The 23,009-nt window shown below is 58.6% G+C and carries 19 protein-coding genes; 10 read left to right on the top strand and 9 right to left on the bottom strand.

Annotated elements, in window-relative coordinates:
- Positions 1–451 (top strand): integrase core domain-containing protein (locus KW828_RS09190; protein ID WP_218336098.1); only part of this gene is annotated, 451 nt, incomplete at its 5' end.
- Positions 452–565: 114 nt separating this feature from the next.
- On the opposite strand, the gene lsrG is transcribed toward KW828_RS09190, so the two are convergent.
- From lsrG to lsrA, 6 genes are read right to left on the bottom strand one after another with little or no spacing between them, the layout of a single operon-like run.
- Positions 566–862 carry a (4S)-4-hydroxy-5-phosphonooxypentane-2,3-dione isomerase gene (gene lsrG / locus KW828_RS09195; RefSeq protein WP_218336099.1) on the bottom strand — a complete coding sequence of 99 codons (297 nt, stop codon included), beginning with the start codon at positions 860–862 and terminating at the stop codon, positions 566–568.
- Entirely contained in the window at positions 859–1,746 is an 888-nt protein-coding gene (gene lsrF / locus KW828_RS09200; protein WP_218336100.1) for a 3-hydroxy-5-phosphonooxypentane-2,4-dione thiolase, read from the bottom strand. Before lsrF ends, lsrG begins: the two co-directional genes overlap by 4 nt.
- Before the next feature lie 11 nt (positions 1,747–1,757).
- Positions 1,758–2,771: an autoinducer 2 ABC transporter substrate-binding protein LsrB gene (gene lsrB, locus KW828_RS09205; protein ID WP_218336101.1), complete on the bottom strand. Its 1,014-nt coding sequence runs from the start codon at positions 2,769–2,771 to the stop codon at positions 1,758–1,760.
- 1 nt (position 2,772) lies between these two features.
- A complete protein-coding gene (gene lsrD, locus KW828_RS09210; RefSeq protein ID WP_218336102.1) occupies positions 2,773–3,765 on the bottom strand; it encodes an autoinducer 2 ABC transporter permease LsrD in 993 nt (330 codons plus the stop codon).
- Positions 3,766–4,800 (bottom strand): autoinducer 2 ABC transporter permease LsrC, encoded by a 1,035-nt coding sequence (gene lsrC / locus KW828_RS09215; RefSeq protein WP_218336103.1) that lies wholly within the window; start codon positions 4,798–4,800, stop codon positions 3,766–3,768.
- Positions 4,797–6,305 (bottom strand): autoinducer 2 ABC transporter ATP-binding protein LsrA, encoded by a 1,509-nt coding sequence (gene lsrA / locus KW828_RS09220; protein WP_256350101.1) that lies wholly within the window; start codon positions 6,303–6,305, stop codon positions 4,797–4,799. The genes lsrC and lsrA overlap by 4 nt, the downstream gene beginning before the upstream one ends.
- A gap of 198 nt (positions 6,306–6,503) precedes the next feature.
- Here lsrA and lsrR point away from each other — a divergent pair, with 198 nt between their 5' ends.
- The 3 genes from lsrR (at position 6,504) to KW828_RS09235 (ending at position 11,468) form a co-directional block, all read left to right on the top strand.
- Entirely contained in the window at positions 6,504–7,475 is a 972-nt protein-coding gene (gene lsrR / locus KW828_RS09225) for a transcriptional regulator LsrR (protein ID WP_218336105.1), read from the top strand.
- Between the two features lie 36 nt (positions 7,476–7,511).
- Positions 7,512–9,092, top strand: a complete 1,581-nt coding sequence (gene lsrK / locus KW828_RS09230) for an autoinducer-2 kinase (RefSeq protein WP_218336106.1) — start codon at positions 7,512–7,514, stop codon at positions 9,090–9,092.
- A gap of 354 nt (positions 9,093–9,446) precedes the next feature.
- On the top strand, positions 9,447–11,468 hold the full coding sequence (locus tag KW828_RS09235; protein WP_218336107.1) for an FAD-dependent oxidoreductase: 2,022 nt from the start codon (positions 9,447–9,449) through the stop codon (positions 11,466–11,468).
- Between the two features lie 446 nt (positions 11,469–11,914).
- On the opposite strand, the gene rlmG is transcribed toward KW828_RS09235, so the two are convergent.
- Positions 11,915–13,051: a 23S rRNA (guanine(1835)-N(2))-methyltransferase RlmG gene (gene rlmG, locus KW828_RS09240; protein ID WP_218336108.1), complete on the bottom strand. Its 1,137-nt coding sequence runs from the start codon at positions 13,049–13,051 to the stop codon at positions 11,915–11,917.
- Between the two features lie 86 nt (positions 13,052–13,137).
- Here rlmG and KW828_RS09245 point away from each other — a divergent pair, with 86 nt between their 5' ends.
- From KW828_RS09245 to sstT, 5 genes are all read left to right on the top strand, one after another.
- Positions 13,138–13,641, top strand: a complete 504-nt coding sequence (locus tag KW828_RS09245) for a M48 family metallopeptidase (RefSeq protein WP_218336245.1) — start codon at positions 13,138–13,140, stop codon at positions 13,639–13,641.
- A gap of 135 nt (positions 13,642–13,776) precedes the next feature.
- The gene (locus tag KW828_RS09250) at positions 13,777–14,412 is read left to right on the top strand and encodes a vancomycin high temperature exclusion protein (RefSeq protein WP_218336246.1); all 636 of its coding nucleotides are present in this window, start codon (positions 13,777–13,779) and stop codon (positions 14,410–14,412) included.
- A gap of 92 nt (positions 14,413–14,504) precedes the next feature.
- Positions 14,505–15,506, top strand: coding sequence for a Gfo/Idh/MocA family protein (locus KW828_RS09255; RefSeq protein WP_218336109.1), 1,002 nt, complete (start codon positions 14,505–14,507; stop codon positions 15,504–15,506).
- Positions 15,507–15,763: 257 nt separating this feature from the next.
- Positions 15,764–16,732, top strand: coding sequence for a TerC family protein (locus KW828_RS09260; RefSeq protein WP_218336110.1), 969 nt, complete (start codon positions 15,764–15,766; stop codon positions 16,730–16,732).
- A 229-nt stretch (positions 16,733–16,961) separates the two neighbouring features.
- Entirely contained in the window at positions 16,962–18,206 is a 1,245-nt protein-coding gene (sstT, locus tag KW828_RS09265; protein WP_218336111.1) for a serine/threonine transporter SstT, read from the top strand.
- 91 nt (positions 18,207–18,297) lie between these two features.
- On the opposite strand, the gene KW828_RS09270 is transcribed toward sstT, so the two are convergent.
- Positions 18,298–19,785 carry a UxaA family hydrolase gene (locus tag KW828_RS09270; RefSeq protein ID WP_218336112.1) on the bottom strand — a complete coding sequence of 496 codons (1,488 nt, stop codon included), beginning with the start codon at positions 19,783–19,785 and terminating at the stop codon, positions 18,298–18,300.
- Positions 19,786–19,802: 17 nt separating this feature from the next.
- The gene (uxaC, locus tag KW828_RS09275; protein ID WP_218336113.1) at positions 19,803–21,215 is read right to left on the bottom strand and encodes a glucuronate isomerase; all 1,413 of its coding nucleotides are present in this window, start codon (positions 21,213–21,215) and stop codon (positions 19,803–19,805) included.
- 468 nt (positions 21,216–21,683) lie between these two features.
- Between uxaC and KW828_RS09280 the strand changes: the two genes are divergently transcribed.
- Positions 21,684–22,988: an MFS transporter gene (locus tag KW828_RS09280; RefSeq protein ID WP_218336114.1), complete on the top strand. Its 1,305-nt coding sequence runs from the start codon at positions 21,684–21,686 to the stop codon at positions 22,986–22,988.
- The last annotated feature ends 21 nt before the right edge of the window (positions 22,989–23,009 follow it).

The following is a 23,009-nucleotide window of genomic DNA, read 5'->3' on the forward strand; positions in this document are numbered from 1 at the left end:
TTCCCGGCCGTATCATCCGCAGACACAGGGCAAGCTGGAGCGTTTTCACCGCAGTCTGAAAGCGGAAGTCCTGCAGGGCAGGTGGTTCGCGGACAGCGGTGAGCTGCAGCGTGCCTTCGACCACTGGCGGACAGTCTATAACCTTGAACGACCGCATGAGGCGCTGGACATGGCAGTGCCGGCCTCGCGGTATCAGCCGTCTGCCCGGCAGTACAGTGGTGCTCCGGTCCCGCCGGAATACGACGAGGGCGTAATGGTCAGGAAGGTGGACAGCAGCGGAAAGCTGAGCGTGAAAGGGCTGAGTCTGCAGGCAGGCAAGGCGTTCAGGGGAGAACGGGTCGGGCTGAAGGAGACGCAGGAAGACGGCAGCTACGAGGTGTGGTGGTACAGCACGAAAGTGGGGGTGATCGACCTGAAGAAAAAGTCGATCACCATGGGTAAAGGATGTTAAAAAGTGTTCACCATGTCCCCGAACACCTGTCTACCATGTCCCCGGACTGTACACCCGAAGGGAGAGGGGGAAAAGCATGAGCGCGCGGAGCACTCCCTCTCCCTGGGGAGAGGGTTAGGGTGAGGGGAGCAGCCCGATAAAACTGCGTTTTTTGCGCGGCGCCGACATCATGTCGTCCAGCTTTTCCACGCAGGCCAGATAGTGCGGCGTGTGCTTGTGGGCCAGCACCGCCGCCTCATCCTTATACGCCTCATAGATATAAAAACGTGTGTTCACCTCCGGGTCCTGTAACACGTCGAAGCGTAAGTTGCCCGGCTCTTTAATCGCCCCTTCGTGATTGGCGCGAAACACCTCCAGAAACTCATCGACCCGCTCCGGTTTGATATTGATCTCCACCAGCGTCACGTTCATTGCGCCTCTCCCTGTTTTTCTTCCTGCCAGAACTGGTACGCCTCGTGGGCGCTCATATTGTCATGCACCACTTTTTTCACCGCTTTCAGCATCGCCAGCGGCGCGCTGGACTGGAAAATATTGCGCCCCATATCGACACCGGACGCGCCTTGATCGATGGCACGGAAACACATCTCCAGCGCCTCGCGCTCCGGCAGTTTTTTACCGCCCGCAATGACGATCGGCACCGGGCAACTGGCGGTCACTTTCTCGAATCCCTCCTCGACAAAATAGGTCTTCACGAACTGCGCCCCCATCTCGGCGGCGATACGGCTGGCGAGGGAAAAATAGCGGGCGTCGCGCGCCATCTCTTTGCCGACGCCGGTCACCGCCAGCGTCGGAATGCCGTAGCGGTTACCGGCATCCACCAGTTTGATGATGTTGTTAATCGACTGGTGCTCGTGTTCGCTGCCGATATACACCTGCGCCGCCACCGCGCAGGCGTTGAGGCGCAGCGCGTCTTCCATCGCCACCGCCACGCACTCGTTCGAGAGTTCAGACAGAATGGAATTGCCGCCGGAGGCGCGCAGCACCACCGGTTTGTTGGTGGCGGGCGGCACCACGCTTCGCAGCACGCCGCGGGTACACATCAGCACATCGGTTTCACCGAACAGCGGCGCAATCGACAGATCGATACGCTCAAGCCCGGTGGTCGGCCCCTGAAAATAGCCGTGATCGAATGCCAGCATCACCGTGCGGTTGCTGGCAGGGTTGAAAATACGCGCCAGCCGCGACTGCATCCCCCAGTCCAGCGCGCCGCAGCCCTTGAGGGCGAACAGCGTGTTCTGTTGCGGCGTCTCCAGGCCAAAGTTTTTGCCTTCTCTGATGTCGTCTAAATCTGCCATTTTCTCCCCCGTCAGAAATCGTAGTTGCCGATGTTATCTTTGGTGAACACCACGCGCTCCGGCAGCAGCACAATGCCGTTGCCCTTCGCTTCATACTGGTAGCCCTGCACGCTGTTCGGCTCCACTTTAAGCGGGCCAAGCCCCTTCACGTCCACGCTGTCGCCAACGTTCAGATCGCCTTTTTTCAGCAACTGACTGGCGACGTTGACGGAGATTTTCCCCTGCTGCACCACGTCCCACAGGCCGAAGGCTTTCACCGTGCCGCGCTCCACATAAGGGCGCATAACGTTCGGCGTGCTAAAGCCGGTGATCGCCACGTTAGTACGCTTGAGGTTTTCCGCCGCCTGCGCCGCGGCGGGTAAAGCGTTGGCGTCCGGGGCGATGATCGCATCCAGATCCGGATACGCTTTTAAGATCCCCTCGGCGGTTTGCAGGGATTTGGTGGCGTCGTTATAGCCAAACTGGGTGGTGACGATTTTCCACTGCGGATGATCTTTGGCGATCTTCGCTTTCGCCGCATTCACCCACTGGTTCTGATCGGTCACCGTCGGGCTGGAGTAGAAAAACGCCACGTTCGCATCAGGCTTCGTCACCTGTTTTTCGGTCATCTCCACCAGCAGGCCGCCCAGCTGTTCCGGCGTGCCCTGGTTGATATAGATGCTGCGGCATTCCGGTTTGGTGTCGGAATCCCAGGTAAGCACTTTCACGCCGCGCTGCATCGCCCGCTTGAGCGCCGGACAGAGACCATCCGGCGACACCGCCGACACGATAATGGCGTTGTAGCCCTGGTTGACGAAGTTGTTGATCAGCTGCACCTGGCCGGAAACGCTTGGCTCGGTAGGGCCGTCGTAGGTGACGTCAACGCCGAGATCTTTCCCCGCCTCTTTCGCGCCGTTGCCGCCGCTGGTGAAGAAGCCGACGCCCACCAGTTTAGGGATAAAGGCGATGCGATCGGCGGCCTGCGCCGTGGCCACACAGGTGGCCAGCGCCAGCGCGCTCAGCTGCACTATCTGTTTTGCTTTCATCTTATGCTCCGATTGTTTTTCGCGAGAGAAGCCGACGCCAGGCCGTGCGCACCCATTCGCGGTGCAGGCTCAGCGAACGGCCCATCACCACCACAACCAACAGCGCACCTGACAACGCGCTCGACACCTGGTTGGGGATGCCGACCATCTGTAACCCCTGTTGCAGATACCCCACCAGCAGCGCCGCCAGTGCCGTACCCAGAATGGAACCCGATCCGCCGTAGATATTCGCGCCGCCGAGCACCGCCGCCGTCAGCGCCGGCATCAGCAAATCGCGCCCCAGATCCGAACGTGCCGATCCGAAGTAGGAAACCAGCACCAGCGCGGCAATCGCTGACGCCACCCCCACCAGCCCGTACAACGCGTAAGGCATGCCGTTCACCGGCAGTGCCGCATAGCGTGCCGCACGCGGGTTCTGACCAATCAAAAACAGGTGCCGCCCGAAACGCCCACGATGAGCGATCAGCCAGAAAATCAGGGTCAGCGCGCCGAACAGCACCAGCGGCACCGGCAGCCCGAACAGCGTCAGGCTGGCGAAAGCGGTGAAGCTGTCCGGGAAGCCGCCGATGCCCTCGTATCCTGTCGCCCCCGCCATGCCCGAGAGCAGCAGCGCCCCGCCGCCGTAGAGATAGAGCGTGCCGAGGGTGATCACCAGCGGGCTGATACCGGTGTAGTGGATCAGCGCAGCGTTCAGCAGGCCACACAGCAGACCCAGTGCCAGCGTCAGCACGATGGCGAGGCTCATTGGCCAGCCCGCCTGCATCATCACCCCCAGCGCAATGGCGCACAGGCCAATGGTGGAGCCGTGCGAAATGTCGATACCGCCGCTAATGATCACCAGCGTCAGCGGCAGCGCCACGATGCCGATGCAGATAAAGTCGCTGGTGCTGAACAGCAGCATGTTGATGTCCAGCATGCGCGGGTTAATCGCGCCGAACAGGGCAATCTCCAGCACCAGCAGGCCAAGCAGCGACCACTCCCAGTTGAGCTTCATTTACGCCACCTCTTTATTTTTGCGGTGCGGAAAGCGGGCGACATGCTTACCCCCTTTGTGGCCCGGCTGAAAACGGCTGTATTTGAGCTGCCGCTGATGACGGGCCAGCGCCTGGCGCAGACGCCCGTCCAGCACCAGCACGCCCAGCAGCACCAGCCCGGCGATAAAGTCGTTCCACCACGCCGGGAGCTTGAACAGCACCAGCACGGTGTCGATTTGCGTGAGGAAGAACGCGCCCAGAAACGCGCCGATCAGCGTGCCGGTGCCGCCGAGTAGCGAGATGCCGCCGAGCACGCAGGCAGCGATGGCTTTCATCTCCAGCCCGCTGCCGGTCTGATTGGGCACAAAGCCGATCTGCGCGGCAAAGACGATCCCGGCACAGGCCGCCAGCACGCCGTTTAAGGTAAAGGCCAGCATGCGGGTGCGGTTAACCGCCACGCCCAGTTGTCGGGCGGCGGCGAGGTTATCCCCCACCGCATAAAAATCTCGCCCGGAGGCCGTGCGCGCCAGCCACCACGCCCCCGCGCCCAGTACGGCTAATACCAGCAGGCCGAGGGGCGACACGCCCGCTGCCACCGGCACCGACAGGGATTTCAGACTGGCGGGCAGCCCTTCGATCCACTTGCCGCCAGTCCACAGCAGCATCGTGCCACGGTATAACCCAAGAGTGCCGAGGGTGGCGACGATGGCCGGAATGCGCAGCCCGACGACCAGCAGGCCGTTGAACGCCCCCGCCAGCGCGCCGATGCTCAGCGCAAACAGCATGGCGAGCGGCAGGCCGTAGCCATTGTTGAGCGCCACGCCGACGGCAATGGCGCTTAAGCCCACCGTTGAACCGACCGAGACATCAATGTTGCGCGTCAGCATCACCAGCGTCGCCCCCAGCGCCAGCAGGATCAGGATCTGGCTGCTGGCGAAAATCATCCCCAGCGTTTGCAGGCTCAGATAGGCCGGATCGAGGGCCACCAGCACGGCAAAGAGCGCGAGGATCGCCAGAAAAGCGCTCAGCTCGCGGTTTTTCAGTAAGGTCTTCATGCCTGTCCTCCGAAGGCCAGCGCCATCATGCGATCAACGTTGATCGCCTGCTGCGTCAGTTCGCCGCTGCGCATCCCCTGATGCATCACCACCACCCGATCGGCCAGACCGGGGAATTCATCGAGATCGCTTGAGATCATCAGCACCGCGACGTTTTGCGCCGCCACGCTTTTCAGCAGTTGATAAATATCTGCCCGCGCCGAAACGTCAACGCCACGGGTCGGCTCATCGACGATCAGCAGCAGCGGATTGGCCTCCAGACAGCGGGCGAGCAGCACTTTTTGCTGATTGCCGCCGGAGAGCGTGCGCGCCGTCTGATCGGCGCTGTTAAGTTTGATGCCCAGCGCCCGGTGATAACGCTCCACCACCGCCGCTTCGCGGCTTTTTTGCTGCCAGAGGGAAGGTTCGTTGAGCGTCACGGTGTTCCAGCGCACCGGTGCATCGAGGAACAGCCCGGAGACCTGGCGATCCTCCGGCAGGTAAACCAGCCCGCGCGCCAGCCGGGAGGCCGTATCGCGGCGGGTGATCTCCTGATTTTCCAGCCACACGCGCCCGCCGCGTACCGGGCGCAGGCCGTATAGCGTTTCGGCAAATTCAGTGCGCCCGGAACCCACCAGCCCCGCCAGGCCGACGATCTCCCCGGCGTATACGTCAAGACTCAGATCGATAAACCCTTCGCCGGTCAGATCCTCCACGCGCAGCACCGGAAAATCCTGCGGCTGGGTGCGGCGATTACCCGGCAATGCCAGCCACAGTTTTTGCGTATCGCTTAAATGGTGGGCGCGGCTGGCCGGGGTCATGGCACCGATCAGCGCCTGATCGTTAAAGTCACCCAGCGCACCGCTGAGCACCACCGCGCCGTCACGCATTACTGACACGCTGTCGGCCAGGGCGCGGATCTCCGGCAGCTTGTGGGAGATAAACACGATGCCGACGCCCAGCCCCTGCAAAGCGCGGATCTGCTGGAACAACCGCTCCGTTTCCCCTGGCGTCAGCGAAGCGGTAGGTTCATCAAGGATCAGAATCTGCGCATTACGCATCAGCCCGCGCAGGATCTCCACCATCTGCTGATCGGCCACTTCCAGCGTGCTGGCGGCGGCCTGCAAATTGAGCTGGCAGTTGAGCTGCTGAAGTTTTTCACTCAGCACGGCCTCGGTATTCCCGCTGCGCGGCAGGCGGAAGAGAATGTTTTCCCGCACCGTCAGATTGGGAAACAGCATCGGCTCCTGCGGCACCAGATAGATGCCCAACTGGTGCGCCTGGCCGGGCGTCAGGCGGCTGAACGCGCTGCCGTTAATGTGCAGCGTACCGCTGTCCGCGGTTTCCACCCCGGCGATGATCTTCATCAGCGTGGATTTTCCCGCCCCGTTGCCGCCCATCAGCGCATGCACCTGACCGGCAAGCAGCGTAAAATCAATGCCTTTCAGAACCGGCACGCCGGAGAACTGTTTGCGAATGTCACGGGCTTCAATGAGAGGGGTCATTCTGGCTCCGGTAATGAACATATGATTTTATAAATTCACAATGTTCAAAAAGCGTAGACGGTGAGCTATATTAATACCCGTGCCGGGATCACACTTTTTTGCATTCGGATCGTTGCTACAGTTTGCGCAGTGACAAAAGATCGGTTTTGCCGGGGCGCTCACATTTTATTCAGCAGCGCATAAGAACATTTGATCTAAAATTTTATAAGAGTTCATCACATGAGCGAAAAACGCAGTACGGATGAGAGTCGCTTTGCCGGGCTAACCTTATCGGAAGAGGAACTGGTGGCGCGGGTGGCGTGGTGCTACTACCACGATGGTTTAACGCAAAATGATATTGGCGAGCGGCTGGGGCTGCCGCGACTGAAGATCTCCCGCCTGCTGGAAAAAGGGCGACAGTCCGGGGTGATCCGCGTGCAGATCAACTCCCGTTATGAGGGGTGTCTGGCGCTGGAAACCGAACTGCAACAGCGCTTTGGGCTGAAGATCACCCGCGTGCTGCCCGCGCTGAACACACCGGCAATGAGCGTGCGGCTGGGAATAGGCGCGGCGCAGTCGCTGATGGGCGTGCTGTCGCCGGGGCAGCTACTGGCGGTGGGCTTCGGGGAAACCACCATGAGCTGTATCCAGCATCTGAGCGGCTTTATCAGTTCGCAGCAGATCCGCCTGGTCACGCTGTCCGGCGGCGTCGGCCCCTATATGACCGGCATCGGCCAGCTGGATGCTGCCTGTAGTATCAGCATGATCCCGGCTCCCCTGCGGGTGTCGTCGGCGGAGGTGGCGGAGATCTTAAAACGCGAATCCAGCGTGCGGGATGTGATCCTCGCCGCCACCGCCGCGGACGTCGCCGTGGTGGGTATTGGATCGGTTAACCAGAAACGTGACGCCACCATTATGCGCTCCGGCTATATCAGCGAAGGCGAACAGCTGATGTATGCCCGCAAAGGCGCGGTGGGCGACATTCTGGGGTATTTCTTGCAGGCGGACGGCGAGCGGGTGGACAACCTCGACATCCACCGGGAACTGCTCGGCGTCACCCTCGATGAACTGGCGCAACTGCCGACCATCGTTGGCGCTGCCGGTGGCACCGAAAAAGCAGAGGCGATTTATGCCGCACTCAAAGGTCGCCGTATTAATGGCCTGGTGACGGAAGAGACGACAGCACGCGCGATCCTGGCACTGGCGGAGTAACTCCGGCCTGCCGCGCGCCAACAGCGAGGCAAGCTCATGAGTTATCTTTTAGCCTTAGATGCCGGGACCGGCAGCATTCGCGCGGTAATTTTTGATTTGCAGGGGCGGCAGATCGCCGCAGGCCAGGCCGAATGGAAACACCTGAGCGTGGAAAATGTGCCCGGCTCGATGGAGTTCGATCTCACCACCAACTGGCAGCTGGCCTGTCAGTGCATTCATCAGGCGCTGACGCGGGCGCAGCTGACCGCCGCCGATATTCAGTCCGTCGCCTGCTGTTCGATGCGCGAAGGCATTGTGCTTTATGATCGCAACGGCGAGGCGATCTGGGCCTGCGCCAACGTCGATGCCCGCGCCAGTCGCGAAGTGGCGGAGTTAAAAGAGATCCACGACGATCGCTTTGAATCGGAAGTGTACGAGGTTTCCGGGCAGACGCTGGCGCTGAGCGCGATGCCGCGTCTGTTGTGGCTGGCGCATCACCGGCCCGATATTTATCGTCAGGCGGCGACGATCACCATGATCAGCGACTGGCTGGCGGCGAAACTCTCCGGCGAGCTGGCGGTGGATCCCTCTAACGCCGGCACCACCGGCATGCTGGATCTCTTCTCCCGCGACTGGCGTCCGGCGTTGCTGGACATGGCCGGGTTGCGCGCCGATATACTCTCACCGGTAAAAGAGACCGGTACGGTGCTGGGCGCGGTGACGCATACTGCCGCCATGCAGTGCGGCCTGCGCGAGGGTACGCCGGTGGTGATGGGCGGCGGCGATGTGCAACTGGGCTGTCTGGGGCTGGGGGTGGTGCGCGCCGGGCAGACGGCGGTGCTCGGTGGCACTTTCTGGCAGCAGGTGGTGAATTTGCCGCAGGTGCGCACCGATCCCGATATGAATATCCGCGTGAATCCGCACGTCATTCCCGGCATGGCGCAGGCGGAGTCGATCAGCTTTTTCACCGGGCTGACCATGCGCTGGTTCCGGGACGCGTTTTGCGCCGAGGAGAAGCTGATCGCCGAACGGATGGGGATGGACGCCTACGCGCTGATGGAAGAGATGGCGGGCCGCGTACCCGCAGGGTCCCACGGCGTGATGCCGATTTTCTCGGACGCCATGCATTTCAAACAGTGGTATCACGCTGCGCCGTCGTTTATTAACCTCTCCATCGATCCGGAAAAATGCAATAAAGCCACGCTGTTTCGCGCGCTGGAGGAGAACGCGGCGATTGTCTCCGCCTGCAATCTGGCGCAGATCTCGCACTTCTCCGGTGTCACCTTTGATGGGCTGGTGTTTGCGGGCGGCGGCGCGAAAGGCGCGCTGTGGAGCCAGATCTTAAGCGACGTAACCGGGCTGCCGGTGCGCGTGCCGGACGTAAAAGAAGCCACTGCCCTCGGCTGCGCAATCGCCGCAGGTACGGGAGCCGGGCTGTTCGACGATATGGCCACCACCGGCGAACGGCTGGTGAGCTGGAGCCGCGAATTCACGCCCAACCCGGCACACCGGGAGCTGTATGACGGCATGATGCAGAAATGGCAGGCGGTGTATGCGGATCAGCTGGGGCTGGTGGACAGCGGGTTAACCACCTCGATGTGGCAGGCACCGGGCCTGGTGCGGGCGTCGGCACCGTAAATCATGCCGGATGGCGCTACGCTTATCCGGCCTACGGTTTCGTGGCCCTGCTGGCGATGCGCTTATCCGGCCTGCGGTTTCGTGGCCCTGCTGGCGATGCGCTTATCCGGCCTGCGGTTTCGTGGCCCTGCTGGCGATGCGCTTATCCGGCCTGCGGTTTCTGCGGTTTCGTGGCCCTGTTGGCGCTGCGCTTATCCGGCCTGCGGTTTTGTAGCCCCGGTAAGCGCAGCGCCACCGGGGAAGTTCTTTGAGTTCCATCACAATCATTCGATCCCGCTTTTACCTTTCCCCCGGCGCTGGCTAAATTAGTAACTCATCCGACCACATAACAATAATTTAACACTGGAAGAGACTATGAGCCGCTATCCGTCGCTTTTCGCCCCGCTCGATCTGGGTTTCACCACGCTGAAAAACCGCGTGCTGATGGGCTCCATGCACACCGGCCTGGAGGAGCGCCCTGACGGTGCCGAACGACTGGCCGCTTTTTATGGCGAACGCGCCCGGCACGGCGTAGCGCTGATCGTCACCGGCGGCGTGGCCCCGGCATTTTCCGGCATCACCATGGAGGGCGGCGCAGTGCTGTGTGATGCCAGCCAGGTGCCTCATCATCAGATCATCACCGACGCGGTGCATCGCGAAGGCGGCAAAATCGCTCTGCAAATTCTCCACACCGGGCGTTACAGCTATCAGCCGCACCCCGTTGCGCCTTCCGCTATCCAGGCCCCGATCAACCGATTTAAACCTCATGCGCTGACGCACGAGGAGATCCTCACGCTTATCGACGACTTTGCCCGCTGCGCGGATCTGGCGCGTCAAGCCGGGTACGACGGTGTAGAAATCATGGGATCGGAAGGTTATCTGATCAACGAATTCCTCGCCGCCCGCACCAACCAGCGCGACGATGAATGGGGCGGTGATTATCCGCGGCGGATGCGCTTTGCCGTCGAGGTGGTGCGTGCGGTGCGGGAGCGGGTCGGCAGCGACTTCATTATTATTTATCGCCTGTCGATGCTCGATCTGGTAGAGGGCGGCGGCACTTTCGAGGAGACCGTACAGCTGGCGCAGGCCATTGAAGCGGCGGGGGCGAGCATCATTAATACCGGCATTGGCTGGCACGAAGCGCGTATTCCGACCATCGCCACGGCGGTGCCGCGCGGGGCCTTTACCTGGGCGACCCGCAAGCTGAAAGGCAAAGTGTCGCTGCCGCTGATCACCACTAACCGGATTAACGATCCGCAGGTGGCGGAGGAGATTCTGGCGCGTGGCGATGCGGATATGGTGTCGATGGCGCGGCCTTTCCTTGCCGATGCGGAGATCCTCTCCAAAGCGCAGGCCGGACGCGCGGACGAAATCAATACCTGTATCGGCTGTAATCAGGCCTGTCTGGATCAGATCTTCGCCGGAAAAGTCACCTCCTGCCTGGTCAATCCCCGCGCCTGTCACGAAACCAAAATGCCGGTGATCCCGGCGGTGAAGATCAAAAAGCTGGCGGTGATAGGCGCAGGCCCCGCGGGGCTATCGTTTGCGGTCAACGCAGCGGCGCGCGGTCACAGCGTGACGCTGTTCGACGCTCAGGCGGAACCGGGCGGGCAGTTTAACGTTGCCAAACAGATCCCCGGCAAAGAGGAATTTTACGAGACGCTGCGCTATTACCGCACCATGATCGCGGTGACAGGCGTCGATCTGCGGCTGAATCAACGAGTGACGCCTGACATGCTGGGCGACTTTGACGAGGTGATCCTCGCCTGTGGGATCGAACCGCGTACCCCGCCGATCGAGGGGATCACCCATCCGAAGGTGCTGAATTATCTGGAGGTATTGCGCGATAAAAAACCGGTGGGTGAGCGGGTGGCGATCATCGGCAGCGGCGGCATCGGTTTTGACACCGCGATGTATTTGAGCCAGCTGGGTGAGTCCAGCAGCCAGAATATCGCAGAGTTTTGCGCGGAATGGGGGATTGATACCAGCCTGGATCAGCCCGGCGGCCTGCGCCCGGAAGGCGCGCAGTTACCGAAAAGCCCGCGGCAGATCGTGATGCTGCAACGCAAAGCCAGCAAACCGGGGGAAGGCCTTGGCAAAACCACCGGCTGGATCCACCGCACCACCCTGCTGTCGCGTGGGGTGAAGATGATCCCGGCGGTGAGCTATGAAAAAATCGACGACGCCGGGTTGCATGTGCTGATCAACGGCGAGCCGCAACTCTTCGCGGTGGATCATGTGGTGATTTGCGCGGGTCAGGAGCCACGGCGTGAACTGGCGGAGCCGCTGCGGGAAGCGGGAAAAATCGTGCATCTCATCGGCGGCTGCGATGTGGCGCTGGAGCTGGACGCCCGCCGCGCGATTGCGCAGGGTACGCGGCTGGCGCTGGAGATATAGCTTCAGGGCAATGCCGGGCGGCGCTGCGCTTGCACCGGCCTACATACTGGAGAGATTGCGCGAGGGCAATGCCGGGCGGCGCTACGCTTGCACCGGCCTACATAGTGGAGATATAGCGCGAAGACAATGCCGGGCGGCGCTACGCTTGCACCGGCCTACATACTGGAGATATTGCGCGAGGGCAATGCCGGGCGGCGCTGCGCTTGCACCGGCCTACATACTGGGGAGATTGCGCGAGGGCAATGCCGGGCGGCGCTACGCTTGCACCGGCCTACATACTGGGGAGATTGCGCGAGGGCAATGCCGGGCGGCGCTGCGCTTGCACCGGCCTACATACTGGGGAGATTGCGCGAGGGCAATGCCGGGCGGCGCTGCGCTTGCACCGGCCTACTTGGGCTATATCAATCGCGTAGGCCCGGTAAGCGCAGCGCCACCGGGCGGGAAATTTACCGAATGCGTCCGGTTTTAACCGCTTTCAGGATCACAAACTTTTGGTTGGTGGCGATGGTTTCGCAGTTGCCGAAAATCTTCTTCAGCTTGTGGAAATAATCCAGGTGACGGTTCGCCACGATGCGCAGCTCGCCGTTGATCTTCAGGCAGCGGCGGGCGTGGTGGAACATCTCCCAGGCGATGTTATCGGTCAGCGCGTGCTGCTGATGGAACGGCGGGTTGCACAGCACCGCATCAAAACGGAACGGCTCGACGCCTGACAGCGCGTTGTTGATCATAAACTCGCAGCGATCCAGCGCCTCGGGCAGGTTGGTTTCTACGTTGAGACGGCTGGAGGCGACCGCCATCGGCGACTCATCCACAAATACCACGCTGGCCTGCGGATTCTTATCCAGCAGCGTCAGGCCAATCACGCCATTACCGCAGCCGAGATCGACAATCTCCCCTTCCAGGTTATCCGGCAGATGCTGCATAAAGAAGCGCGCGCCGATGTCCAGCCCGGTACGGGAAAAGACGTTGGCGTGGTTGTGGATGGTCCAGTCGGTACCGTCCAGTTTCCAGCTCAGCGTTTGCGGCGCATCGGCCAGCGTCGGCGCGCTGAAAGTGCAGTTAATCAGACGCGCTTTTTTCCACGCCAGCGTCGTCGTGGTCGGTCCGAGCACTTTTTCAAACAGCGCCAGCGTCGAGGTGTGAATATCACGCGCTTTGGTACCGGCGATAATGCGCGTTTGCGGCGTCACCACCCCGCGCAAAGCGCGAAGCTGCTGCTCCAGCAGGGCCATCGTTTTCGGGATCTTGATCAGCACTACGCCCGGTGCGGCCGGGTACGTCGCGGTGCTGTCGAGGAAGGTGACGTCGCCTTCGTTAAGATCGTTATGGCGCAGGTTTTCGCGGGTCGCCAGTTCGCTCAGGTAAGAGTCGCCAATGCTGTAAGGCTTGTGCTCCACCAGCGCGCAGGCCAGCGCACCAAAGGTATCGTTGAAAATCAGGACCGGGCCACTGATTTCAGTTTCGTCCAGTTGTTGCAGCAGGTATTCGTCTGCCGCTTCCCACGCCTGCAGTGGGTTGACGTCGTCCGTCTCCGGGAAACGTTTTAAATTAAGTGAACGGAAACCGTTGTCTGAATGGCTCATCGGCCCTCCTGGATGGTAAAATTCGGTGTGATCCCCTGAATGGGGGCGTGAGTATACCCTTTTTTGACTGCTATCGTGGGGCAATGATGAGCAAACTTCTCTATCTCCAGGGCTATCCTGAAAATCTGCTGGCCCAGGTTACGACGCTCATCGAGCAGAACCGGCTTGGCGAGGTGCTGCAAAAGCGTTATCTCGATACGCACAGCGTCACGACCGATAAAGCCCTTTATCACTATACTCAGGATCTGAAAAGTCAGTTTCTGCGCAATGCGCCGCCGATCAACAAAGTGGCCTACGACAATAAAATTCATGTGCTGAATAACGCGCTTGGCCTGCACACCGCCATTTCCCGCGTGCAGGGCGGCAAGCTGAAGGCGAAAGCGGAAATCCGCGTAGCGACGGTGTTTCGCAACGCGCCAGAAGCGTTTTTACGGATGATCGTGGTGCATGAGCTGGCGCACCTGAAAGAGAAAGATCACAGCAAAGCGTTTTATCAGCTGTGCTGCCATATGGAGCCGCACTATCACCAGCTGGAGTTCGACACCCGCCTGTGGCTGACGCATCAGGCGCTTACGCCTGTCAAAATCTGAAAATCCTTTCGCGGACTGGACTGTCATCGTGACAGGCATAGAATCAGCAGCCACAACTTTCGTTAAGGATAACGACCCGTGCTGCGAACACTTCTTAAATTAATCCCTGCCCGATTTTACACTCGTCCAACATACATGCTTATGATTCTTTTGCTGTTTATCACGCATGCAATCATAATGATTTCAAAGGATATTATTTATGATGCGACGGTTAAGCTCACCTGGCACGACGTTAATAAGATTCCACCGCGTGATGTGGGACTGGTGCTGGGCGCGAAACCTGGCAACGAATACTTTAAGGCGCGTATTAATGCAGCCGCCTCGCTTTATCATGCAGAAAAGGTGAAATGGTTGCTGGTCAGCGGGGATAACGGCCGTAAAGACTACGATGAACCTTCCGCGATGCAGCAGGCTCTGATTGCCAAAGGCGTACCGGCTGCCGCTATTTTTTGCGACTATGCGGGATTTTCCACGCTCGATTCCGTGGTACGCGCACAGAAGGTTTTCGGTGCGGACTATATCACGATCATTTCACAGGAATTTCATACCCGACGTGCGATCTGGATAGCAAAGCAATATGGCATTGACGCTATCGGTTTTAATGCCGTTGCTTTCAATAAGGAATTCACGCTTTATCCGCGTTCGCGAGAAAATCTGGCCAGGGTGAGCGCCATTATTGACGCCTCGATTCTGCATCGCCAGCCAAAATATTCTGGCCCACAGGTGAGTATTGGCCCTGACAGCGCGCATGGTTGCCCGGCGGGTAAGTAATGGTTCAGAGTGTGAGCCACCACGCACTGGTTTTGTCACACTGACGTGCTACATTGGCGGATGGTCCCCTTTTACGGAGCACAACGCCGTTTATGATACGTTTCGCAGTCATTGGGACGAACTGGATCACCCGCCAGTTCGTCGATGCCGCCCATGAGACCGGCAAATATACCCTTACCGCCGTCTATTCCCGCAGCCTTGAACAGGCGCAGCATTTCGCCAGCGATTACCCGGTCGAACATCTGTTTACCTCCCTTGAGGCGCTGGCGCAAAGCCATGACATTGACGCGGTGTATATTGCCAGCCCGAATTCCCTGCACTTTTCGCAAAGCGAACTGTTCCTGCGCCATAAAAAGCATGTGATCTGCGAAAAACCGCTGGCCTCGAATCTGCGGGAAGTGGAAGCCGCCATTGCCTGCGCGCGGGAAAATGGCGTGGTGCTGTTCGAAGCCTTTAAAACCGCCTCGCTACCTAATTTTCTGCTGCTGCAACAGTCGCTGCCGAAAGCCGGAAAGGTGCGCAAAGCCTTTCTTAACTACTGCCAGTACTCCTCGCGCTACCAGCGTTATCTGGATGGCGAAAATCCGAACACCTTTAATCCGGCGTTTTCTAACGGCTCGATTATGGACATCGGTTTTTACTGCCTGGCCTCAGCGGTGACGCTGTGGGGCGAACCGCACAGCGTGCAGGCCACGGCGAGCCTGCTGGACAGCGGCGTAGATGCGCACGGCGTTGTGGTGCTTAACTACGGCGATTTCAGCGTCACCCTGCAACATTCCAAAGTGAGTGATTCCGTGCTGCCAAGCGAGATCCAGGGTGAAGACGGCGCGCTTATTATCGAAAAAATCTCCGAATGCCAGAAAGTGTCCTTTGTACCGCGCGGCGGTAAGCCGCAGGATCTGACCCAGCCGCAGCATATCAACACCATGTTGTATGAAGCAGAGCGCTTTGCCGAGCTGGTGGAAAACCATGAAGTAAATCATCCGGGGATCGCAATCAGCCGCATCACCGCGAAATTGTTAACGGAGATCCGCCGCCAGACCGGCGTGGTTTTCCCGGCTGACAGCGAAGCCGCTGCCGATCCAGTGGCGTAAAACAATGTAAAACAGATGTTACGACCCATTGACGGAATGCGATCTCTGTCATATTTTGTTACCAGCAAAGGGGAGTAACTTCATCGCCGGTCGGTCGTCATTACGATGCGCAAGCATCCGGTCGCCGGGCATCCTGTACAGGAGCATCGCGTACAGAATGTAAGTGAGACCTTGCCGAAAGGCGAGGACCCGTGCATCTAAAATAAACGGCTATCGTCTTTCGACGTCAGCCGTTTTTTTTATGTAAGGAATTCTCTATGAATACTGTCGGCACACCGCTGCTCTGGGGCGGTTTTGCAGTTGTCGTCGTGATCATGCTCGCCATCGACCTTCTGCTTCAGGGGCGTCGCGGCGCACATACGATGTCCATGAAGCAGGCGGCCGTCTGGTCACTGGTCTGGGTTTCGCTCTCTCTGCTGTTTAACGCGGCGTTCTGGTGGTATCTCGCCAGCACCGAAGGCCGGGCGGTCGCCGATCCGCAGGCGCTCGCTTTCCTCACCGGTTACCTGATTGAAAAAGCGCTGGCGGTGGATAACGTCTTCGTCTGGCTGATGCTGTTCAGCTACTTCTCCGTGCCGCCTGCGCTGCAACGCCGCGTGTTGATCTACGGTGTACTGGGCGCGATTGTGCTGCGTACCATCATGATCTTCGCCGGTAGCTGGCTGATCTCCCAGTTCGAGTGGCTGCTGTATGTCTTCGGCGCGTTCCTGCTGTTCACCGGGGTGAAAATGGCGCTGGCGAAGGAAGACGAAGCGGGTATTGGCGATAAACCGCTGGTACGCTGGTTGCGCAGCCATATGCGCATGACGGATAAGATCGAAAGCGAGCACTTCTTCGTGCGTAAAAACGGTCTGCTGTTCGCCACCCCGCTGCTGCTGGTGCTGATCCTCGTGGAGTTAAGCGATGTGATCTTCGCGGTGGACAGCATCCCGGCGATCTTCGCGGTGACCACCGATCCGTTTATCGTACTGACCTCTAACCTGTTCGCGATCCTCGGCCTGCGCGCCATGTACTTCCTGCTGGCGGGCGTGGCAGAACGCTTTGCGCTGCTGAAGTACGGCCTGTCGGTGATCCTGGTGTTTATCGGTATCAAGATGCTGATCGTCGATTTCTACCACATTCCGATTGCCGTCTCGCTGGGCATCGTGGGCGGTATTCTGGCGATAACCCTGCTGCTTAACGCCTGGGTGAACCACCAGAACGACAAGAAAAAGCTGCAAAGCTGACAGACAGAACCTTCTCCGGCAACGGAGAAGGTTTAATTGTTGTCCATGTCACAAATATGTTATCAGACAGTTAAAAAATACGACACCGCCCGACAATCCAGCCTGTTATCCTTCCCCGCCGCCGCGGAATGCGTATACTCCTCTTTGCAAACATTTGTTACATCCCGACAAGAACATCCCTGAAGAGGATGTCCGGGATCGCATCATCACACCATCTAAGGAATTCTTCATGCGTACGCAACACTCCGCAGGTTTGCTGCACCGCCTGGTGCACGGCAGTCTGGTTAAACAAATTCTCATTGGTTTAGTGCTGGGCATTCTGCTTGCCTGGATTTCAAAACCCGCGGCCCTTGCCGCGGGCCTGCTGGGCACGCTGTTCGTCGGCGCGCTGAAAGCAGTGGCCCCGGTGCTGGTGTTAATGCTGGTGATGGCATCGATTGCGAATCATCGTCACGGCCAGAAAACCAATATCCGCCCGATTCTGATGCTCTATCTGGTGGGGACCTTTTCGGCTGCGTTAACCGCCGTGGTGTTCAGCTTCCTGTTCCCGTCCACCCTGCAACTGGTGACCGGCGCGACTGACATCACGCCGCCAGCCGGTATTACTGAAGTGCTGCGCGGCCTGCTGATGAGTATGGTCTCTAACCCGGTGCATGCGCTGCTGGAAGCCAACTATATCGGCATTCTGGTGTGGGCGATTGGCCTGGGCTTTGCGCTGCGCCACGGCAGTGACTCCACCAAAAGCTTGGTTAACGACGTGTCGGACGCGGTGACCTTTATGGTGAAACTGGTGATCCGTTTTGCGCCGATCGGGATTTTTGGTCTGGTGGCGGCGACGCTGGCCGAAACCGGCTTCTCCACCCTGTACGGTTATGCGCAGCTGCTGCTGGTATTGATCGGCTGTATGTTCCTTGTCGCGCTGGTGATCAACCCGCTGCTGGTGTTCTGGAAAATCCGTCGCAATCCCTACCCGCTAGTGCTGATGTGCCTGCGCGAAAGCGGCATGACGGCGTTCTTTACCCGCAGCTCAGCGGCGAATATTCCGGTGAATATGGCGCTGGCGGAGAAACTGAATCTGGATCGCGATACCTACTCGGTTTCTATTCCGCTGGGGGCGACGGTCAATATGGCGGGCGCGGCGATCACCATTACCGTGCTGACCCTGGCGGCGGTGCATACGCTGGGCATTCCGGTTGATGTGCCGACGGCACTGCTGCTGAGCGTGGTGGCATCTTTGTGTGCCTGTGGGGCATCAGGTGTGGCGGGTGGTTCACTGCTGCTGATCCCGCTGGCCTGTAATATGTTCGGCATTCCGAACGATATTGCCATGCAGGTGGTGGCGGTGGGCTTTATCATCGGCGTGTTGCAGGATTCCTGCGAAACGGCGCTTAACTCGTCCACCGACGTGTTGTTTACGGCGGCAGCGTGTCAGGCGGAAGATGACCGTCTGGCGAAAAACGCGTTGCGCAGTTAAGGATGTGTTGCCCGGCGGCGCAAGCTTGCCGGGCCTGGGGTAGTTCAGTTCTGTAGGCCGGGCAAGACGCAGTCGCCGCCCGGCAACAGGTTTACAGCGTTACGCCGCTTTTGAAGATCGCCAGCTCGCGGAAATCGTTGCGCTCGTTACAGGTCTGTTTGCCACTGGCAATATCCGCAATCACATCCACGAACTCGTTCAGCAGCTCCGGCATCATTTTGCCGTGGATCAGCTGACCCGCATCAAAATCGATCCAGTGCTTTTTCTTCGCGGCCAGCTCGCTGTTGGTGGCGATTTTCACCGTCGGAACAAAGCCGCCGTACGGCGTGCCGCGTCCGGTGGAGAACAGCACCATATGGCAACCGGCGCCCGCCAGCGCACTGGTGGCGACAGCATCGTTACCTGGCGCAGAGAGCAGGTTCAGACCGTGTTTTTGCAGACGTTCACCGTAGCGCAGCACGTCAACCACCTGGCTTGCCCCTGCTTTCTGGGTACAGCCAAGGGATTTCTCTTCCAGCGTCGTGATACCACCGGCTTTGTTGCCCGGCGACGGATTCTCGTAAATCGGCTGGTTGTGGGCGATAAAATACTGTTTGAAGTCGTTCACCATGGTGACGGTTTTTTCAAAGGTGGTTTCATCGACACAGTGGCTCATCAGGATCTGCTCCGCGCCGAACATCTCCGGCACTTCGGTCAGCACGGTCGTGCCGCCGTTGCCGATGACGTAATCCGAGAAGCGACCCAGCATCGGGTTAGCGGTAATGCCGGACAGTCCATCGGATCCGCCGCACTCCAGCCCAAACTTCAGCTCGCTCAGTTTACCCGGCTCGCGTTTGTCGTGGCGCATCGCTTCATATAACTGATGCAGATGTTCAAGACCGGCTTCCACTTCATCGTCCTGATGCTGACAGACCATAAAGTGGACGCGCTCCGGATCAAACTCACCCAGAGTTTCACGGAAGGCGTCGACCTGGTTGTTTTCACAGCCGAGGCCAATCACCAGCACCGCGCCCGCGTTCGGGTGACGCACCATGTTTTGCAGCATGGTGCGGGTGTTAATGTGGTCATCGCCCAGCTGCGAGCAGCCGTAGGTGTGGCTGAACAGGAACACGCCGTCGGTGCCTTCGGCATCGTGGGTTTCTTTCAGAAAACGCGTCTGGATCTGACGGGCGATACCGTTCACACAGCCAACGGTTGGCAGGATCCACAGTTCATTGCGGATCCCGACTTCCCCGTTAGCACGGCGGTAGATCTCAACGTCGCGATCGGCCCCCTGCGCGGCTTCCACCTGAGCTTCAGGTTGATAGCTATACTCGTCCAGATCGCTCAGGTTGGTGCGGGCATTGTGCGAGTGAATGTATTCACCCTCAGCAATGTCTGCCGTGGCGTGACCAATAGGCAAACCGTATTTCACCACGTTTTCGCCCTGAGGGATGGCGCGCAGGGCAAACTTATGCCCGCGCCCTACTGCCTGACGAAGCCGCACCGTCTGGTTATCAACGGTAACTTCTGCGCCTTCCGCCAGGTCAGCCAGTGCGACTGCGACGTTGTCCAGCGAATGGATCTTGATGTATTGCATATCAACCTCAAACGGCCTTAGTTCAGTTCAATCGCGAAGTAGTCACGCGCATTGTTAAAGCAGATATTTTTCACCATCTCACCCAGCAGCTGAATGTCGGCAGGGGCTTCGCCTGCTTCGACCCAACGGCCAATCATCTGGCACAGAATGCGACGGAAATATTCATGACGGGTATAGGACAGGAAGCTGCGGCTGTCGGTCAGCATGCCGACAAAACGGCTTAACAGGCCCAGCTGCGCCAGCTGCGTCATCTGACGTTCCATACCGTCTTTCTGATCGTTAAACCACCAGCCGGAGCCGAACTGCATTTTGCCCGGCATACCCTCACCCTGGAAGTTACCGATCATGGTGCCCAGCACTTCGTTATCGCGCGGGTTCAGACAGTAAAGGATGGTTTTCGGCAGCAGGTTTTCTTCGTTCTGTTTGCTGAGCAACTTAGACAGTTCTTCCGCCATCGGACGGTCATTGATGGAGTCAAAGCCCACATCCGGCCCCAGCAGTTTGAACTGACGCAGGTTGTTATTACGCAGCGCGCCAATGTGGTACTGCTGTACCCATTCGCGACGGGCATATTCCGCGCCGAGGAACACCAGCACCGCGGTTTTAAACTGCGCCACTTCATGCTCGCTCAGGGTTTCGCCGGACAGACGACGCGCAAGAATACTGTCAAGCTCAGCGTCGCTGGCTTCAGCAAACAGCACCACGTCGAGCGCGTGGTCGGAAACTTTACAGCCGTGCGCCGCGAAGTGATCCAGACGTTTGGTCAGGGCAGTTTGCAGATCGCTGAAACGGCGGATCTCGGTGTCGGAGACTTCACCCAGTTTCGCCATGTAATCGTTAAAGGTCGCCTGTTCAATATTGAAGGCTTTATCCGGGCGCCAGCTCGGCAGCACTTTAATGCTGAAAGAGGTGTCTTTCGCGACGGTGGCGTGATGCTCCAGCGAATCGATCGGATCATCCGTCGTGCCGACCATTTTCACATTCATCTGCTGCATGATACCGCGGGCAGAGAAGGACTCCTGCGCCAGCAGCTCGTTGCCCTGATGCCAGATTTCATCAGCAGTAGACGGCGACAGCAGTTTACCGGTGATGCCGAAGGGGCGACGCAGCTCCAGATGGGTCCAGTGGTATAACGGGTTGCCGATGGTATGCGGAACAGTGGCGGCCCAGGCATCAAACTTCTCACGATCGGACGCATCGCCGGTACACAGGCGCTCAGGGACACCGTTGGTACGCATGGCGCGCCATTTGTAGTGATCGCCTTTCAGCCAGATGTCATACAGGTTTTTAAAACGGTAGTTTTCTGCGATCTGTTGCGGCGGTAAATGGCAGTGATAGTCGAAAATCGGCTCATCTTTTGCGTAATCATGATACAGACGGCGGGCAAATTCGGTATCTAACAGGAAATCTTCGGTCATAAACGGAGTCATTATCGTCTTCCTCTAAATAGAGCGTAGATGTATGCCTTAATGCTGACAAAGTTATCACACCAATTTCTACAGGCCGAAGATATTTTCGTGAGTTAGATCAATAAATCCTGACAAATAAACTACCTCGATTGAGGTAAACCTCCCCGCAAGCCGCGCCAGCTCTGGCTTTAAAGACCCAAAATAAAAACCACACAAATAAAAACACTTTTGTGATGTCACTCACCTTTTAAAGTTGTATGACAAGTTATCTTTCTGCCGTCGCAATATATAGACCGACGGAATGCATTACAGGTGATCTAATCATCTGAATTAACGGTACGGATACCGAATTTCGCACAAATACAAATGGCAAGGTTTGGACCGTACCGGGATCCTGTCCCGATGTCGCTCCCCCGTTACATAACATCCTCCGACCACAATCGGGAGATGAACCGCCTGAGGCGGAAATAACATAACGATGAGGTTTACATGCGTAAAATTAAAGGGTTACGTTGGTACATGATAGCGCTGGTGACGCTCGGCACCGTGCTGGGTTACTTGACGCGTAACACTATTGCTGCGGCAGCGCCAACGCTGATGCAAGAGTTGAATATTTCCACGCAGCAATACTCCTATATTATTGCGGCCTACTCGGCGGCTTACACCATCATGCAACCTGTTGCAGGTTATGTGCTGGACATCCTCGGTACCAAGATTGGCTACGCGGTCTTCGCTGTGACCTGGGCCATTTTCTGCGGCGCAACGGCGCTGGCAGGAAGCTGGGGTGGACTGGCGCTGGCGCGTGGTGCTGTGGGTGCGGCTGAAGCGGCGATGATCCCGGCGGGCCTGAAAGCAGCGTCCGAATGGTTCCCGGCAAAAGAGCGTTCAATTGCGGTGGGCTACTTCAACGTGGGTTCCTCTATTGGCGCGATGATTGCACCGCCGCTGGTAGTGTGGGCAATCGTGATGCACAGCTGGCAGCTGGCGTTCATTATCTCCGGCGTGCTGAGCTTTGCCTGGGCGATGGCGTGGCTAATTTTCTACAAACACCCGCGCGATCAGAAGAAGCTCTCTGAAGAAGAACGTCAATACATCATTGGCGGTCAGGAAGCCCAACACCAGACCAACAACGGCAAGAAAATGACCGTATGGCAGATCCTGGGCACCCGTCAGTTCTGGGGCATCGCGCTGCCGCGTTTTCTGGCTGAACCTGCCTGGGGTACCTTTAACGCCTGGATCCCGCTGTTCATGTTTAAAGTCTACGGCTTTAACCTGAAAGAGATTGCGATGTTCGCGTGGATGCCGATGCTGTTTGCTGACCTCGGTTGTATCGTCGGTGGTTACCTGCCGCCGCTGTTCCAGCGCTGGTTTGGTGTGAACCTGATCGTCTCCCGTAAACTGGTGGTGACCATGGGTGCGGTACTGATGATTGGCCCTGGCATGATCGGCCTGTTCACCAGCCCGTACGTGGCAATCGGCCTGCTGTGCATTGGTGGCTTTGCTCACCAGTCACTGTCCGGCGCGCTGATCACCCTCTCTTCTGACGTATTTGGTCGTAACGAAGTGGCGACCGCGAATGGTCTGACCGGTATGGCAGCCTGGACCGCGAGCACCATGTTTGCCCTGGTGGTTGGTGCGCTGGCAGATACCATCGGCTTCAGCCCGCTGTTCGCTGTGCTGGCGGTCTTCGACATCATGGGTGCTATCGTCATCTGGACGGTGCTGAAAAGTAAATCGGCAGCGGAGCTGGAGGCGGAAAAAGCCGCTTACGGCGGACCCGCGACGCAACACTAGCCCCTTTCTGTTAATGCTGTA

Source organism: Enterobacter sp. ENT03 (genome assembly GCF_019218745.1).
Classification (GTDB): Bacteria; Pseudomonadota; Gammaproteobacteria; order Enterobacterales; family Enterobacteriaceae; genus Enterobacter_D.